The 15,091-nt window shown below is 57.1% G+C and carries 14 protein-coding genes and 1 pseudogene; 6 read left to right on the top strand and 9 right to left on the bottom strand.

Features of this window, described 5'->3' with window-relative positions; all coding sequences use genetic code 11:
• Positions 1–86 precede the first annotated feature (86 nt).
• The 6 genes from AC0V6W_RS09735 to guaA all read right to left on the bottom strand — a co-directional run bounded on the left by AC0V6W_RS09735 (position 87) and on the right by guaA (position 4,274).
• On the bottom strand, positions 87–743 hold the full coding sequence (locus tag AC0V6W_RS09735) for an endonuclease III domain-containing protein (RefSeq protein WP_486149491.1): 657 nt from the start codon (positions 741–743) through the stop codon (positions 87–89).
• Entirely contained in the window at positions 737–1,147 is a 411-nt protein-coding gene (locus AC0V6W_RS09730; protein ID WP_486149489.1) for an endonuclease III domain-containing protein, read from the bottom strand. Before AC0V6W_RS09730 ends, AC0V6W_RS09735 begins: the two co-directional genes overlap by 7 nt.
• The gene (locus AC0V6W_RS09725) at positions 1,113–1,451 is read right to left on the bottom strand and encodes a hypothetical protein (protein ID WP_486149487.1); all 339 of its coding nucleotides are present in this window, start codon (positions 1,449–1,451) and stop codon (positions 1,113–1,115) included. The genes AC0V6W_RS09730 and AC0V6W_RS09725 overlap by 35 nt, the downstream gene beginning before the upstream one ends.
• Positions 1,429–1,956 (bottom strand): metal-dependent hydrolase, encoded by a 528-nt coding sequence (locus AC0V6W_RS09720; RefSeq protein WP_486149485.1) that lies wholly within the window; start codon positions 1,954–1,956, stop codon positions 1,429–1,431. The genes AC0V6W_RS09725 and AC0V6W_RS09720 overlap by 23 nt, the downstream gene beginning before the upstream one ends.
• A gap of 18 nt (positions 1,957–1,974) precedes the next feature.
• Positions 1,975–2,589, bottom strand: coding sequence for a YceI family protein (locus tag AC0V6W_RS09715; RefSeq protein WP_486149483.1), 615 nt, complete (start codon positions 2,587–2,589; stop codon positions 1,975–1,977).
• A 98-nt stretch (positions 2,590–2,687) separates the two neighbouring features.
• On the bottom strand, positions 2,688–4,274 hold the full coding sequence (guaA, locus tag AC0V6W_RS09710) for a glutamine-hydrolyzing GMP synthase (RefSeq protein ID WP_486149481.1): 1,587 nt from the start codon (positions 4,272–4,274) through the stop codon (positions 2,688–2,690).
• A gap of 225 nt (positions 4,275–4,499) precedes the next feature.
• Between guaA and AC0V6W_RS09705 the strand changes: the two genes are divergently transcribed.
• A complete protein-coding gene (locus AC0V6W_RS09705) occupies positions 4,500–4,826 on the top strand; it encodes a UrcA family protein (RefSeq protein ID WP_486149479.1) in 327 nt (108 codons plus the stop codon).
• A gap of 596 nt (positions 4,827–5,422) precedes the next feature.
• On the opposite strand, the gene AC0V6W_RS09700 is transcribed toward AC0V6W_RS09705, so the two are convergent.
• The gene (locus AC0V6W_RS09700; protein WP_486149477.1) at positions 5,423–6,988 is read right to left on the bottom strand and encodes a class I adenylate-forming enzyme family protein; all 1,566 of its coding nucleotides are present in this window, start codon (positions 6,986–6,988) and stop codon (positions 5,423–5,425) included.
• 118 nt (positions 6,989–7,106) lie between these two features.
• On the opposite strand from AC0V6W_RS09700, the gene AC0V6W_RS09695 reads away from it, so the two are divergent.
• The 5 genes and pseudogenes from AC0V6W_RS09695 to AC0V6W_RS09675 all read left to right on the top strand — a co-directional run bounded on the left by AC0V6W_RS09695 (position 7,107) and on the right by AC0V6W_RS09675 (position 13,602).
• On the top strand, positions 7,107–7,952 hold the full coding sequence (locus AC0V6W_RS09695) for a PIG-L family deacetylase (protein ID WP_486149476.1): 846 nt from the start codon (positions 7,107–7,109) through the stop codon (positions 7,950–7,952).
• Between the two features lie 247 nt (positions 7,953–8,199).
• A complete protein-coding gene (locus tag AC0V6W_RS09690; protein ID WP_486149475.1) occupies positions 8,200–8,805 on the top strand; it encodes a hypothetical protein in 606 nt (201 codons plus the stop codon).
• 174 nt (positions 8,806–8,979) lie between these two features.
• Entirely contained in the window at positions 8,980–11,550 is a 2,571-nt protein-coding gene (gene gyrB, locus AC0V6W_RS09685) for a DNA topoisomerase (ATP-hydrolyzing) subunit B (protein ID WP_486149474.1), read from the top strand.
• 77 nt (positions 11,551–11,627) lie between these two features.
• Positions 11,628–12,812 carry an AI-2E family transporter gene (locus AC0V6W_RS09680; protein WP_486149472.1) on the top strand — a complete coding sequence of 395 codons (1,185 nt, stop codon included), beginning with the start codon at positions 11,628–11,630 and terminating at the stop codon, positions 12,810–12,812.
• A 2-nt stretch (positions 12,813–12,814) separates the two neighbouring features.
• Positions 12,815–13,602, top strand: a pseudogene (locus tag AC0V6W_RS09675) (M50 family metallopeptidase).
• 20 nt (positions 13,603–13,622) lie between these two features.
• Here AC0V6W_RS09675 and AC0V6W_RS09670 read toward each other — a convergent pair.
• Both AC0V6W_RS09670 and AC0V6W_RS09665 read right to left on the bottom strand, forming a co-directional pair.
• On the bottom strand, positions 13,623–14,291 hold the full coding sequence (locus tag AC0V6W_RS09670; protein WP_486149470.1) for a hypothetical protein: 669 nt from the start codon (positions 14,289–14,291) through the stop codon (positions 13,623–13,625).
• Positions 14,292–14,369: 78 nt separating this feature from the next.
• Positions 14,370–14,999 (bottom strand): lysophospholipid acyltransferase family protein, encoded by a 630-nt coding sequence (locus AC0V6W_RS09665; RefSeq protein WP_486149468.1) that lies wholly within the window; start codon positions 14,997–14,999, stop codon positions 14,370–14,372.
• Positions 15,000–15,091 lie beyond the last annotated feature (92 nt).

Below are 15,091 nucleotides of genomic sequence, written 5' to 3'. Positions count from 1 at the left end.
CTGTTTGAATGCGAGACAAGCCGAGTTTCACAATCCATGCAAGCGCCGATTTAGGGAGGGTCTGCCAGACGCAGCGCGCCGTAACGTCAGCTGCCGGCGCGAACGATCGGACCAGTCTCGCACAGATCGCCAACCGGGCAGATATCGCATTTGGGAATACGCGCGCGGCAGACCCGTTTGCCAAACTGGATGAGCCAGAAATGCCCATCATCAAGCGCCCATTGCGGGCTGCGATCCTCCAATTGCTGCGCGGTCTTGTTCGCTGTTTTTGCCGCAGTCAGGCCCATTCGATTGCCCACCCTGTGTACATGAGTGTCGACCGCGATCACGGCTTTGCCAAAGGTGAAACTCATCACGATGTCCGCGCATTTTCGGCCAATTCCGGGAAGGCCCATCAAACCCTCCCGCGTATCCGGCACGATGCCATCATACTCAGCGATCAACGCCGTGCAGAAATTGCGAATATTGCGCGTCTTGTTGTTGTATAGCCCGCATGGCTTGATCGCCTGCGCAATAGCCTCATCATCCAGCGCCAGCATAGCCTCGGGGGTTTTGGCAAGCTTGAATAAAGCCTTGGTTGCTGCCGCCGTGTTCCGGTCCAGCGATTGCGCAGACAGCATGCACGATATGCACGAACGAAACGCATCGGGCTGCCCTTTTGGCCCCTTGGCGTTCTTTGTTCGCCCTGGCATCGCGTTTGACAAGCGGCGGTAAACCTCCTCGACCTCGCGCTCGCTCAGCATGCCGGGCTGCCTTGTTGCCCCGTCTTGCAGTCTCGGCGCACCGGGCAGTCGCCGCATTGCGCCTTGCGCGGGCGGCAATATGTCTGGCCGAGCTTTTTCAGCAGCAAATGATGCTCGTCCATATCAGCAGCGGACCATTCTTCGGGTACAATCGGCATCAGTGCATCATAGGTTTTGGCCGTATCCGCTTTGGCAGGAACCAGCCCCATGCGCTGCATGATCCGGCGATGATGGCCATCAATCACCATAGCGCGCCGCTCAAACGTGCTCGCATTCATTACCCCGGCGGCATTCTTGCGCGCCACACCGGGCAATGTTTCAAGCCACACCATCGCTTCTGCGGTTTCAAGGTTCGACAGATGGCGCAGATCAACACTGCCGCGCATCGTTTTGATCGCGCTCAAACAGTCTTTCAGCCGCCGGGCGGCAACAGCTTGGGAAAGTTTGGCGCTGCAAATACGCCTCGAGTGTCTCGGCATCCACATCGGCGACCGCATCCCAATCGCCGAATGCTTCCAATAGTCCATCGGTCGATGCGTTGGAGGCGGCGGTTTTCGTTTGCGCGCCAATTACGCCGTGAACCAGTACCCATTCAGGGCTGCGGCGTTTGTCAGCGGGGCGGATGATCCGCCCAAATTGGCCAATCAAAGCGCCCTGTAACGCGCGCAAAGTATCGCTGCGCGGATCAGAGCCTAGATCGAGCTGCATAGCGTATTGCCCATCCTGCCACAGCCAAACCAATGCAAGGCAGCCAAATCCAGCGAAATTCAGACAAAGCCGTCTCCAGCCCGCGCATGGAGAAAAAATCCAAGCCAATCGGGGACACTCTCACGGGCGTGTATGGGGCAAAAATGCGCGCTTCGCTGAATGGCCACCACAGCGCCGCGCCCAGCCCGCCGCTTGTCAGGGTATCAAGCAGACCGTGACTGGCCATCGCGAATGTCAAAAATGCAAGCGCTAAACCGCTGCGCGCCTCTTTCCACACCAGCGCCAGCACACCGGCGCATATGCATGCAAATGCTAGCGAATGGGTCGCACCGCGGTGGCCCCATTCATCGGCATATTCAACGCCCAGCTTGAAGCCCGCCACATCGGCATCAGGCGCAATCGCGAACACCGCGCCGGCAACCGCCAGCTTGGGCGATATACGCCCGCGCCCTGCTGCGGCCGCTATGGCAAGCGGGACGACAGCATGGGTGAAAATGGTAGGCATATGACCAAGATCGGCCCTTTATCGCTCAAATGTCAGCGAAAAGGTGACAGGCACAGCCGGCGTGATTGCATCAAGGCCGGCCAGTTCCTGCAATTGGGCAAGCCCTTCTGACAATTCGAGCGCATCGGCGTAGACGATAATGGGCGCCTCGCTAACGACCAAAACACGATCAGCGCCCGCGCGGGTGACCTGCACTTTGGCTTTGATGGGGGCTTCAACGCCTTTGATGGTGAGCTTAGCTTCAAGCGTTTGGCTTGTGCTCTCTCCCACATTCAGCGCTTCGAAAGCTGCAGGATCAATCGTCGCAGTGATGTCTGCGGTGGGATTGTCAGCCACATTAAAGAATACATCGCGCATGCGTTCGTTGCGAATATCAACGCCCGTTTCCAGACTGGCAAGATCAATGCTGATCGCTGCCTCACCCGCCTCAGACACGGTGCCGGACAGCGCGCTGAACGTGTTCGGCTCTGCAACATCGCCCGATTTCACCGAGACATAGGAAAGCGATGAGGCGTCAGGATCAATTGTCCAGACGCCTGCTGTTAGCGCTTCGGGCTGGGAAGCGTCAGGCGCGCAGGCTGCCGCGGAGAACACGGCCAATGATGCGAAGGCGATGCGGGTGATGTTGCTCATGAAAAATGCTCGGCTTTTCGTTGACTTCTGTATCATTGATTACCCTGATGATACGCTTGAACCAGCGCGAAAGTTGCACGGTGATTTCGCGGCGCGGTCTATTCCCACTCAATCGTTCCGGGCGGTTTGCTAGTGTAGTCATAGACCACCCGGTTGATCCCTTGAACCTCATTCACAATCCGCGTTGCGACCTGCGTCAAAAAGCTTGCATCGAACGGATAGACATCGGCCGTCATCCCATCGGTGCTGGTCACAGCCCTCAGGCCGCAGACGCAGTCATAGGTGCGGCTATCGCCCATCACGCCCACGGTTTTAACGGGCAATAGCACCGCAAAAGCCTGCCAAATGGCATCATACAACCCGGCATTGCGGATCTCTTCGAGGTAGATCGCATCCGCTTTGCGCAAGATATCGCAGCGTTCTTTGGTTACTTCGCCCGGGATGCGGATCGCAAGGCCGGGCCCGGGAAAAGGATGGCGGCCAACAAAAGCCTCGGGCAAGCCCAGTTCGCGGCCCAGATCGCGCACTTCGTCCTTGAACAGTTCCCGCAAAGGTTCGACCAGCTGCATATTCATGCGTTCCGGCAGGCCGCCGACATTGTGATGACTTTTGATGGTCACCGACGGTCCGCCAGTGAAACTCACGCTTTCGATGACATCGGGATAGAGCGTGCCTTGGGCGAGGAAATCCGCGCCGCCCACGCCTTTGGCTTCGGCTTCAAACAGGTCGATGAACGCGCCGCCAATAAATTTGCGCTTTTTCTCAGGATCGGTGACCCCGGCCAGCCCTTTTAGGAACGTGTCTTCCGCATCCACCGCGATAAGCGGGATGTTGTAATGATCGCGGAACAGGCTGACGACCTGCTCGGTTTCATTCAGCCGCATGAGGCCGTGATCGACATAGACACAGGTGAGCTGGTCGCCGATTGCTTCGTGGATCAAGACCGCGGCAACCGCGCTGTCCACTCCGCCTGACAGGCCGCAAATGACCCGGCCGGTGCCAACCTGTTCGCGAATTTCGGCAATTTTGGTCTTGCGAAATTCCGCCATCGTCCAATCGCCTTTCAGTCCGCAGACATGACGCACGAAATTGGCAAGCAGCCTGCCGCCATCGGGCGTGTGGACGACTTCGGGGTGAAACTGGGTGCCGTAAAATTTGCGCTTTTCATCCGCGATTACAGCAAATGGCGCGCCATCAGACGTTGCGACGATTTCGAAGCCGGGAGCAAACTGCGTGACTTTGTCGCCGTGGCTCATCCAAACCTGATGGCGCTCGCCTTCTTTCCAAAGGCCATCAAACAAGGCGCAGGGTTTGGTCACTGTCAGAAAAGCCCGGCCAAATTCGCCGCCTCTTGAACCATCGCCGCCGGTTTCATGACCGGGGCGCACTTCGCCGCCCAATTGCTGGCTCATCACCTGTTGGCCATAACAAATGCCAAGGATCGGGATGCCCGCTTCGAAAAAGCTCTGCGGACAACGCGGGCTGCCGTCTTCGGGCACGCTGGCGGGCGAGCCTGACAGAATGATGCCCTTGGGCTTCATCCGTTTGAAAGCGTCTTCGGCGGCGTTGAATGGGGCGATTTCAGAATAAACCCCCGCCTCGCGCACGCGGCGCGCGATCAGCTGGGTCACCTGGCTGCCGAAATCGACGATAAGGATGGAATCGGGGATGTGCGTGTCGTCCATGGCCACGCGCGTTACGGCAAGGCGCGGCGCACTGTCCAGCGGGGTTGGGACAAGTTTTCAGGCGGCCTGTATCGCTGCGCTGCAACATCCTTTGTTGAGCTTGTACATACGGAAACGAAAATTTTGCATCCAGCTTGTTGGAACAAACGTAGCGTTCTTCGCGTTTGCACAATTATCTTTGCGCGCTGCACAATGTCTTGACCCGCTTTTCAAAGGAAATCTCCCATGCGTTTTTATCTCCCGCTTTGCGCTCTTGCTGCCATCGCTTTGCCTGCAAGTGCTGTGGCAAAAGACAACATCACCACCGTCCCCGTGCGCGTTTCGCTTGAAAATGTGGACCTTGGCAACGCCGCTGACCGCGCCGTGTTGGAGCAGCGCATCGAGGCCAAGCTGCGCAAGGCCTGCACGGTTGAAACCAATGCCCGTTATGCTCTTGGACGCACCATTGTAGACGAAAAGTGCGTCGCTGATGCGCGCGCCGCGGCCATGCAGGCCGTATCCAAGTTTGCCGCCAACGAAGCACGCGGCAGCGGACAGGCCTCTGCCAACTGAACAATCTCAGCTTTTTTGATTTGCTGAGCGGCTGCCTGATATGGTCGGGCAGCCGCTTTGCGTTACGGCGCAGAGGGCTTCCGCACTATGTTGCATAAAGCGCAAATAAAATCGACGTTTTCGCATTTGAGTTTCATGCAATCGAACACCAAATGGCTTCTGTTCCCGGGCGAAAGGTTTCTCTCTCCTCTTTCACCGGGCGCATACAGGCAACCGATCTATCCCGGACACGGGTGATACATTGGATGCCATTCGCTTGCCGCTCGCAAGCGTCCGATCATAAAAGAGAGCGTCGGCAACCCAAAGCCGGGTGTCTTCCAGCACTCAGGCTTTGCCCCTCCCCCTCGCCGCGCTCTTTCGTCAGCGTTCCCCGCGTTGATGCCATTCGGATGCTTTGAGCCGCAGGCAGAGAAGCAGGACCGTCCAGTGCCCCAAAAGGGGTGTGCTGGGATCGGCGGTCCGGTTTCTTTGCCTACCGGCTAAAACGAGCGCGCAGCGATCCGCGAGACGCGGCCACACTCTCCCCCTCTCCCAAAGCGTGGCCGCGTCTCCAATCGCGGCTTTCACCAAAACGCCCGAGGTTAGCGCGCAGGCTGCTATTCGACCCCGCCCAATTGCTCCGCTTTTTCGCGCAAATCGCTTTTCAGGATTTTGCCGATATGGCTGCGCGGCAATTCATCAACCGCATGAAGCGCAGCAAGCCGCTGCGTTTTGCCAAGCCGCGCATTCACCGCCTGCATGATCGCATCTGGCGCCTGCGCATTGTCGTCAAGCACGACAAAACCCACCGGGCTTTCCCCCCATTTGCGCGAGGAGGCACCGACAACTGCGGCATCAAGCACGCCGGCCTCGCGCAACAATTCACTTTCCAGATCGCTGGGATAAATGTTGAACCCGCCTGAAATGATCATGTCCTTGGCGCGGCCCACCAATTCCACAAAGCCATCTTCATCCACCCGGGCAATATCGCCCATGCGCATCCATACCTCGCCGGTTTCAGGATCGGTGTACCGCGCCTCGGCAGTTTTGTCGGGGCGGTTTTTATAGCCGGACATCATTGTGTGCGACCGCCCGATGAGATTACCGGGGGTTCCCGCCGGCACTTCGGCATCCTCATCATCCAGCACCCGCATAGCGCTGCCCGGCGCAGGCCGCCCGACCGTGTGAAGTTTATCGGGGAACTTGTGACATTCCAGCAGGCACACCACTCCGCCTTCGGTCATGGAATAAATCTCCACCAATCCGCCCGGCATCCGGGCAAGCACATCGCGTTTCAACTCAGCGGAAAACGGCGCGGATGTGCAATATTTGAGCGTCAATGATGACAAATCAAAATCGCCGAACCCGGCAAAATCCATAAGCCGCTGATATTGCACCGGCACCAGCATCGTGACGGTGGATCGGTCCGCCTGCGCATGGGCAAGCCAGCGCGCGGCATCAAACTTGCCCATGATCCGCACCGTTCCGCCTGCGAACAGCGGCGCCAGAAAGCCGACCATGGTGGTGTTGGAATACAGCGGAGTGGAAGCCAGCGAGCGCACAGGCAGGCCAGCCTCCAGATAGGACATCGCAGTCGGCCCAAACTGGCGCCAGCGCATTTGATGCGAATGAACGATCCCTTTGGGAATGCCGGTGGTGCCGCTGGAATAGATGATATTGAACGGATCGCCAGGCGCAGGGTCAAAATCAGGCGCGCGGCTGCCCGGCGGAGCCATCCATTGCGCAATATCCTCAAGCGGAACACGCATCAGATCAGCAGCAAAATCCGCGCCCAATTCGCCCGCCTTGCCAGCATCAATAAACAGATGCCGCGCGCCCGAATCCGCCAGCATTCCTGCCAATTGCTCAGGCGAAGCGCCGGTCGTCAACGGCGCTGCCACACCCCCTGCGCGCACTGCAGCCAAAAAGACAAGCGCGTAATTGACGCTGGAAGTGCCAAGGATCGCGACCGATTGCCCCCGCTCCAACCCTGTCTCAATCAGGCGAGCCGCGATCCGCTCCACTTCACCGATAAGCTCTGCCCATGCGCAATCGCGCGTGTCATCCACCAGGGCAATCGTATCGCCCTGCGCCATCGCCCATTCGCGAAGGATGGCGGGGAAAGAGCCGAATGGCTCAGCGAGCAAGGCTGCGATAGCGTCTTTTGTGCCGGGCATTGTCATCGCCGGGCACGATGCCGCGCGATAGGCGCTAGGGCAAGTGCGTGGCGATTTGTTTACGCTTACCGCTCACAAGTTAGGCTCGCAAGTAAGGCTTACCGGGCTGGCACAGGAGAATGCAATGACCGCGCTATCACAAATTGGCCGCGCCGCGCTGATATATGGCGGTGTTTGGGGATTGACCCTTGGCGCACCTGCGTCAGCACAGGACGAGCGCGCGCCAGATCAAGCAGCACAAACCCCAAGGTTGGGACTGGAGGGGCCATCGGTTCTTGTCCTGCTGGCCCATCCCGATGATGAAGTGCTGTTGATGCCCGCCTTATCGCGGATCGCGCGCAGCGGTGGGACCGTGACCATTGCCTATGCCACCAGCGGCGATGCTTCCCCGGGGCTGAGCGATGCAGACCAAGGCGCGCCACTGGCGAGCCTTCGCGAACAAGAGGCTCGGTGCTCATCCTTCACGCTAGGCCTTGAGGTGCCGCAATTCTGGCAATTGGGCGAAGGCAGTTTGGCAGTGGACACGGATGCACCTGACAGCACAGCGCGCACATTGATCACCTTTGTCGATCAAGCGATCCGGCAGACCCGCCCCAATGTCATCTTCACCTTCGGCCCTGACGGCGCATCGGGCCATGCCGATCACCGAATGGTCTCCGCCGCTGCCACACAAGTGGTGCAAGCCATGGATGGCGGCCGGCCCGACCTTCTCTACATCGCTTTGCCTGCTAAGGGTCAGCCCGACCTGCCCGGTTTTGAAAGCTGGGCCGCGGTGAACCCGGTTTTCATCACCGATCGTATCGCTTTTGAACCGAGCGATATCGCCGCCTCGGGGGATGCGCTGCAATGCTATGAAAGCCGGTTTGACGAAGGCACAGCTGCGCAATTGATCGAGGCGCTCAACCAAAAGCTGTGGCGCGGACAGGTGCATATGAGACTGGCTCTGCCGCGCTCGACCGATATCGAATGAGGGCGCGCCAATGCGCGTAGCGGTTGACCTTCGCCGAAACGCACCGCCTCCCCTCCCTTTCAAGGGAGTGGATTGAGGGGCGGGATCGAGCCGCAAGGCTCATTCTGGGCGTGTTGATGGGCTCAGGTGACAGTGCGCTAGTTGCAGAAAAGAACAGTACGGATTATTGAATTGCGCGCTATGCGATTAGTGCAATGTCACCGTAATCCCGGTTCTTGGCTCCCACTCAAGAAGTGTTTCGTCCGAGATGAATAGCAAGCAATTCCAAGATAGGATCATAAAGAAATTCGCCGAACTTGCGGAAGGCGGTGGATTCTCATTGTCTAGATCTCAAAACCTGGTGTATTTTCGTAAGTTCTCTGAAGAAATTTGGCATGTGATTATTTTCAGCCAATTATCTAACCGAGAGAAGTTCGATATAATAGTGACAGCAACATCACCTTTAATCGACTTTGATTTTGACGTTAATTTCCCTGATAATATTTCCATCCCGACTGCCCCAAATTGCTATTTGACAGATGATTTGGGGATCAATGGTCAATGGCTATTTCCTTGCTCTTCTTTCGAAAATATAGACGATCACTGGGATCGAAGGGTTGAGCCAGCAATAAAAGGCACCGCTTTACCCTATCTCGATAGCATACGGGCTTTACCCGACTTATTGCCATTCTTGCTCCACGATAGTTTTAGAGGGCCAGCGTTGTTTCATGCTGGTCAGCTTGATGAGGCATATTCGGTCCTTAAGCGTGAATTGGCACGGGTGGAGGGCTTACGACGAGATTCAGGCGGCCTAATTGAACGGGCGATTGCATACTATAAAAAGCTGCTATCGGATTTGTCTCGATTACGGTGACAGTGCACCAATTGCAGCGCGGGCCGTCCGCCAGATGCAATTGGTGCACTGTCACCGCGTCCATCGCGCCCACAGCACCCACCAAAACCACCCCTCGCCCACAAAGGGTGGAAAACCCTTGCGGACTACCGCGTAGAGCTTGGGAAATCGCCGCTCAGCGCCTATATGCTGAGTATGGACGAGAACACTTCCCAAGCTTCTGAAAACGCCTCTCAGAACGAGAAAATGCAGGGCGAATATGGTGCGGATTCTATCAAGGTTTTGAAAGGCCTTGATGCGGTGCGCAAGCGGCCCGGCATGTATATTGGCGACACCGATGATGGCTCTGGCCTGCACCACATGGTGTTTGAGGTGTCCGACAACGCCATCGATGAAGCTTTGGCGGGGCATTGCGATCTGGTGCTGATCGAACTGAACGCGGATGGCAGCGTCAGCGTTGAAGACAATGGCCGCGGCATTCCGGTGGGCATGCACAAGGAAGAGGGCGTGTCCGCTGCTGAAGTTATCATGACCCAGCTGCATGCAGGCGGTAAGTTTGAAAACACCTCCGATGACAACGCCTATAAGGTGTCGGGCGGATTGCACGGTGTGGGTGTGTCTGTCGTCAACGCTTTGTCGGAATGGCTGGAACTGACGATCTGGCGTGATGGCAAAGAGCACTGGATGCGGTTTGAACATGGCGACGCGGTCGGCAGCCTCGAAGTGCGCGGGCCTGCACCCAAAGTCGATCAGAACCCGGATGAAAACGGTTTTAAGAAAGGCACGCGGGTCACCTTTCACCATTCGAATGACACATTCAAAAACGTCACCGAATATGATTTTGACAAGCTGGAGCACCGCTATCGCGAGCTGGCGTTTCTCAATTCAGGCGTGCGCATCCTTTTGCGCGACAAACGCCACGAAGATGTGCTGGAACATGATCTGTTTTACGAAGGCGGCATTGGCGCGTTCGTCAAATATCTTGACCGCAACAAATCACCCCTGATCCCCGAGCCGATTTCGGTCTCGGCGAACAAGGACGGGATCGGCATTGATGTCGCGCTGCAATGGAATGACAGTTATTACGAAAACGTCCTGACATTCACCAATAACATCCCGCAGCGCGATGGCGGCACGCATCTGGCGGCGTTTCGCGCGGCGCTAACCCGCACGCTCAACAATTACGCGACCAATTCGGGTCTTTTGAAAAAAGAGAAAGTGTCGCTGTCGGGTGAGGATATGCGCGAAGGGTTGACCGCGATTGTCAGTGTAAAACTGCCTGATCCCAAATTCTCCTCGCAAACCAAAGACAAGCTGGTCTCCTCCGAAGTGCGTTCTCCGCTGGAAAGCCTGATGGGCGAGAAAATGAGCGAATGGCTGGAAGAAAATCCGGCTGATGCAAAATCCATCGTCCAAAAGATCATCGACGCCGCTGCCGCGCGCGAAGCGGCCAAGCGCGCTCGCGAAATGAGCCGCAAGGGCGCGATGAGCATTGCCTCGCTTCCCGGTAAACTGGCCGATTGCCAGGAGCGTGATCCGGCGAAATCTGAACTGTTTCTGGTTGAGGGTGATAGCGCGGGCGGCTCTGCCAAACAGGGGCGTGACCGCAAAACTCAGGCGATCCTGCCGCTTAAGGGTAAAATCCTGAATGTGGAACGCGCGCGGCTTGACCGGGTGATCTCGTCCAAAGAGGTTGGCACGCTGATCCAGGCGATGGGTACGGGCATTCGCGAAGAATTTGATCTGGAAAAACTGCGCTATCACAAGATTGTGATCATGACCGACGCCGATGTTGACGGCGCGCATATCCGCACATTGCTGCTCACATTCTTCCACCGGCAAATGCCCGATGTGGTCGAAGCGGGGCATCTGTTTATCGCTCAGCCGCCTTTGTATAAAGTCTCCAAGGGCCGCAGCGAGGTTTACCTTAAAGATGAAGCTGCGATGGACCGCTATCTGGTTGATGCCGGATTGCAGGGCCGCGTGCTTGAAACCGCAGGCGGCGCGCGATCGGGCGAAGATTTGCGCGCTTTGGTCGATTCTGCGCTGCGATTGCGCAGTCTGATTGGCTTTGTCCCGCGGCGTTACGACCCTGCAATCGTTGAGCAGATGGCGCTGGCTGGCGCGCTTGATCCTGCTTTGTCGCCATCTGACCGGTTCACAGCTCTGGAGCTGACCGCATCACGCATGCAGATGGGCGATCCCGAAGCCCGCTGGAGCGTCGAGATGATCGAAAGCGGCGAAAGCACAGGCGGTGTCCGGTTCAGCCGGATCTGGCGCGGCGTCACCGATGTGCACGAGATCGAAGCGCGCTTCCTTTCCAGCACCGAAGCGTTGAAATTGCACGGCCTCGCAGGCCCGCAAGCCGATGCCTATGAAGGGCCCGTGCAACTTGTCAAAGGCAGCGGAGCCCCCGCCGAGACATCTGCTGAAAACTCCGCAGACGACGCGAATGATGATGGCGACGATGCCCCCGTAATCAGCAGCGATGATGCAATCACCCGGCCTACCCAATTGCTTGATGCAGTCTTCGCCGCCGGACGCAAAGGTCTGGCCATCAGCCGGTACAAAGGTCTTGGCGAAATGAATGCCGAGCAATTGTGGGAAACCACGCTTGATCCCGAACACCGCGTTTTGTTGCAGGTGAAAGTCGAAGACGCCGATGTAACCGACGAGATTTTCACCCGGTTGATGGGTGATATCGTCGAACCGCGCCGCGAGTTTATTCAGGACAACGCTCTCAATGTGGCGAACCTTGATGTGTAATCAGTTTATCGCACGCCAAAATCAGGATGGATGATCGCCACTTGATCTTCGCCATCGCGCGCCCGAAATAACACGCTATGTCTGCTGAAGAACCCAACGATACAAGCGCGCTGGAGCATTGGAGCTTTCTGCTTCTGCTTGCTGGCGTTTCCGTTCTGTTTATCTGGGTCGCCTGGCCATTTGTTGGGCCAGTGATGTGGGCGACGCTGGCTGCGATCATGTTTCAGCCGCTCTATCGGTGGAATTTGAAAACACTGGGCGGTCGCCGCAATCCCGCAGCGATTTTATCGCTCCTCATCATCTTTGTCGCAGTGCTGCTGCCAGCGCTCTGGATTGGCGCGATTGTGGTCAATGAAACGCTGGGCGTGGTGAACGCCTTGCGCCAAGACCCTGTTGATCTGGTTGCGATCTTCAACAGCTTCTACGCGATGGTGCCCGCCAGTGCGCAAAGTTTTATTGAGGATAATGGCTGGACCGACATCTCCGTTCTGCAGGACCAATTGCAAGGTGTGCTGGGCGAAAGCGCTGGCATGATCGCCAGCCAGGCCGTCAGCATTGGCAGCGGCGCTTTGGGTTTCGTTTTGAGCTTTTCGATCGGTCTATATGTGCTGTTCTTCCTGCTGCGCGATGGCAAACGTATTGGCGAAACCATCCTTCATTCCGCCCCGATTGAACGCGAAATAGCAGACCGGCTGGCAGACCGGTTTCTTGGCATTGTGCGCGCTGTCATCAAAGGATCAGGCGTCGTCGGAGTGGTTCAGGGCACTTTGGGCGGTATCATGTTGTGGATTGCCGGCGTGCCTTCCCCCTTGCTGCTGGGCGTTCTGATGGCCATTCTTGCCCTGATCCCGGCGGTTGGCACGGCGCTGGTCTGGGTGCCCGCCGGGCTTTGGTTACTGTTTATAGGCGAGACCGGATGGGGGATTTTCGTCCTTGTGGGCGGCGGAGTGATTATCAGCTCGGTTGATAATGTCCTGCGCCCCATATTGGTTGGCCGCGATACGGGCATTCCCGATTGGATCATTTTGGTCACCACTCTTGGCGGCATTTCCATCGCGGGGTTTTCCGGCATCGTTCTGGGTCCGCTGGTCGCTGGCCTTTTCCTTGCCAGCTGGGGCATTTTGCAAGAACATCGCGCGCAAGATGAAGAAGCCGCCGAACGCTACAGATTGCGCGTTGATTCCGACGGCAGAGCGCCCAAGGAGCCGCGCGAGGAACGCACCGAAGATTTCGAGCAGGCAGCCGAGACCGAGCGCGCCTGACAATGCCTGGATCCATGGTAGAACCGGGCAGTCAGGGTGAAGCGGTTGGCCGCTTGCTGATCGCGGTCGTGGTGGTGCTGGCATTGCCGGCATTGCCGTTTGGCACTTACCTTATTTATCCTTTCGCCATTCTCACAACATGGTTTCACGAAATGGGCCACGGCCTGACCGCGCTTGCATTGGGTCAAGAATTTGTGCGGCTTGAGATTTTTCAAATGGGTCAGGCGTTGCAACTAGCCGGATGGACGCAAATAGTTCCGCCTTTGTCGGCGCGGCTATTGCAGCTGGCGGTCCGCTAGCGCCAGTGCACGCAGGTTGCGCGCTGATCATGGCGAGCGCCCATCGCAAAGCGTGGCGGCCAACCTTGTGGATTGCCGCAATCGCCATTTTGGCATCGGTCATCCTCTATGTTCGCTCCGCCACCGGATATGCCGTCTTGCCGCTGGTCGCGGTGGCTCTCTGCATCATTGCGTGGCGCGCGCCTGCCGGGGTGACCCGGTTCACGCTGCAATTTCTGGGCGTTCTCGCCGCGATGAGCATGCTGCGCGATTTCAACTATCTGTTCACTGAGCGCGCCGTGATCGGCGGTCAGGCAATGCTGTCCGACACAGGCCAGATTGAGGCTGCGCTGTTCCTGCCTCACTGGTTTTGGGCAGGTGTAATTGTCTTGATTTCGGCTGCATGCGTATTCGCCAGCCTGAAATACGCGCTCAACGAAAAACGCCTGCGCGGATTGCCGACCAAGCTGCCCGCCAATGTGCTGCAATTCAAACAAAGCCCGCCGCGTTAGATGCCCGCTTGAGTTCCGGGTCAGGAGGCGACCTTTAGCGTGTTCACACCCACACAGCCATCGCCCGTTTCGCCGGACAATCCGATAAAGACCGTATCAATAATACGCGCCAGCTTTTGTTCGGTCAGCTTATCACCCAGATGCAACAGCGCATCGGGCATGGTGTAATTGCCCAGCATCTGATTGATCAGCGACAGTGCCTCATCAATTTCAAGCCCGGCAAAATATCCGTCCGCCTTCGCCTGCGCAATAATCTCGCTTGTGTAGTGATCGGCCAGATCAACATAGGATCGCACCCGTTCGAAATTGGCCGCTCCCATCTCATTCACGATAGCGAAGAATTCCGGGTCAGCGCGAAACCGTTCGCGTGAAATGACAAAGCGCTGGCAGAAAAACTCATACATTTTGCGCGGCGGAGGCAAGTCAGCGGCGACCACATCCTCCATGATGCTGATATGCGGTTGGAGCCATCTTTGGGCAATGGCATCGAACAGATCGTCATAATCAGCGAAAATCTGATCAAACCGTCCGCGCGTCAGGCCGCTTTCAGATGCGGCCATGGTGTAGGTCACCTCTGAGCCGCGCTCTTTCACCAGATCGAGCACCATTTGGGCGATCCGTGCGCGTTCTTCCAGCCGGTCTTGTTCGCTCAGCGCCATCGTGCCTGAACCCTCCTGTGCTTCGTACATAGGAGCCTTGATTGCAGGCTTAAAGTGGCATGTTCTGCTTTTTTGTGCGCTGCAATGTCGCGCAGCCCAAACCTAAACCTAGATGTCGTTGCGCCCCGCAATAATGGCGAGCGCTTGTTGTTCGAGCACTTTATACCGCTCATAATCGGGCAGTTTTGACCTAAACCACTGGGCAAGCTTGAGCAGATCTTCGCCGTAATTGCCCGTTGGGATCATGGGCGGGCCAAATCCGATGACCCGGTTTTCATTGTCAGCATAGGCAGGCACAATCGGCACCCCTGCGGCCTGAGCAATGTGATAAAACCCTGATTTCCATTTGCCATCCGATTTGCGTGTGCCCTCAGCCGCGATCACCAGTGATAGCTCTTCGCGTTTGGAATATTCCGCTGCCACTTGCTCAACTGCGCTTGATCGTTTGGTCTTGTCCACCGGGATGCCGCCCATATCGAGCATGAAATTGCGCATGATCCCTTCGAACAAAGTGTGCTTGCCCATGAAATTGGGTCGCACTTTTTCTTCATGCGTCGCGCCGGCAAAGAACACAAAATCCCACCCCGTCGTATGCGGAGCGCCTGCAATCACGCATTTCTTGATGTGAGTGGGAAAGCGATCTTCGATGCGCCACCCGCGAAAATGCCAGATGGCAATGATGATCCGGCGCACAATCCGCGACAGCAAAGTCACTTTGCGAGTTTCATTAAGCAGCAAGTTTCTCTCCCCGGCCTCTCTAATGGCCCTAAGAGCGCAAGTTACGCAAGGGAAAGCGGTTTGGCTGCCCAAACGCAGTGACGCTTTGCAAT

It is taken from the genome of Erythrobacter sp. JB1-7, assembly GCF_057365015.1.
This window is presented reverse-complemented; position numbering and strand designations above follow the sequence as displayed.

Bases quoted from the DNA above. Each gene is read 5' to 3' on its own strand.
- AC0V6W_RS09670 (WP_486149470.1), bottom strand. From the start codon at position 14,291: ATGTACGAAGCACAGGAGGGTTCAGGCACGATGGCGCTGAGCGAACAA.
- AC0V6W_RS09725 (WP_486149487.1), bottom strand. From the start codon at position 1,451: ATGCAGCTCGATCTAGGCTCTGATCCGCGCAGCGATACTTTGCGCGCG.
- AC0V6W_RS09735 (WP_486149491.1), bottom strand. From the start codon at position 743: ATGCTGAGCGAGCGCGAGGTCGAGGAGGTTTACCGCCGCTTGTCAAAC.
- guaA (WP_486149481.1), bottom strand. From the start codon at position 4,274: ATGGACGACACGCACATCCCCGATTCCATCCTTATCGTCGATTTCGGC.
- AC0V6W_RS09695 (WP_486149476.1), top strand. From the start codon at position 7,107: ATGACCGCGCTATCACAAATTGGCCGCGCCGCGCTGATATATGGCGGT.
- AC0V6W_RS09720 (WP_486149485.1), bottom strand. From the start codon at position 1,956: ATGCCTACCATTTTCACCCATGCTGTCGTCCCGCTTGCCATAGCGGCC.
- AC0V6W_RS09705 (WP_486149479.1), top strand. From the start codon at position 4,500: ATGCGTTTTTATCTCCCGCTTTGCGCTCTTGCTGCCATCGCTTTGCCT.
- AC0V6W_RS09700 (WP_486149477.1), bottom strand. From the start codon at position 6,988: ATGACAATGCCCGGCACAAAAGACGCTATCGCAGCCTTGCTCGCTGAG.
- AC0V6W_RS09680 (WP_486149472.1), top strand. From the start codon at position 11,628: ATGTCTGCTGAAGAACCCAACGATACAAGCGCGCTGGAGCATTGGAGC.
- gyrB (WP_486149474.1), top strand. From the start codon at position 8,980: ATGGACGAGAACACTTCCCAAGCTTCTGAAAACGCCTCTCAGAACGAG.
- AC0V6W_RS09715 (WP_486149483.1), bottom strand. From the start codon at position 2,589: ATGAGCAACATCACCCGCATCGCCTTCGCATCATTGGCCGTGTTCTCC.
- AC0V6W_RS09690 (WP_486149475.1), top strand. From the start codon at position 8,200: ATGAATAGCAAGCAATTCCAAGATAGGATCATAAAGAAATTCGCCGAA.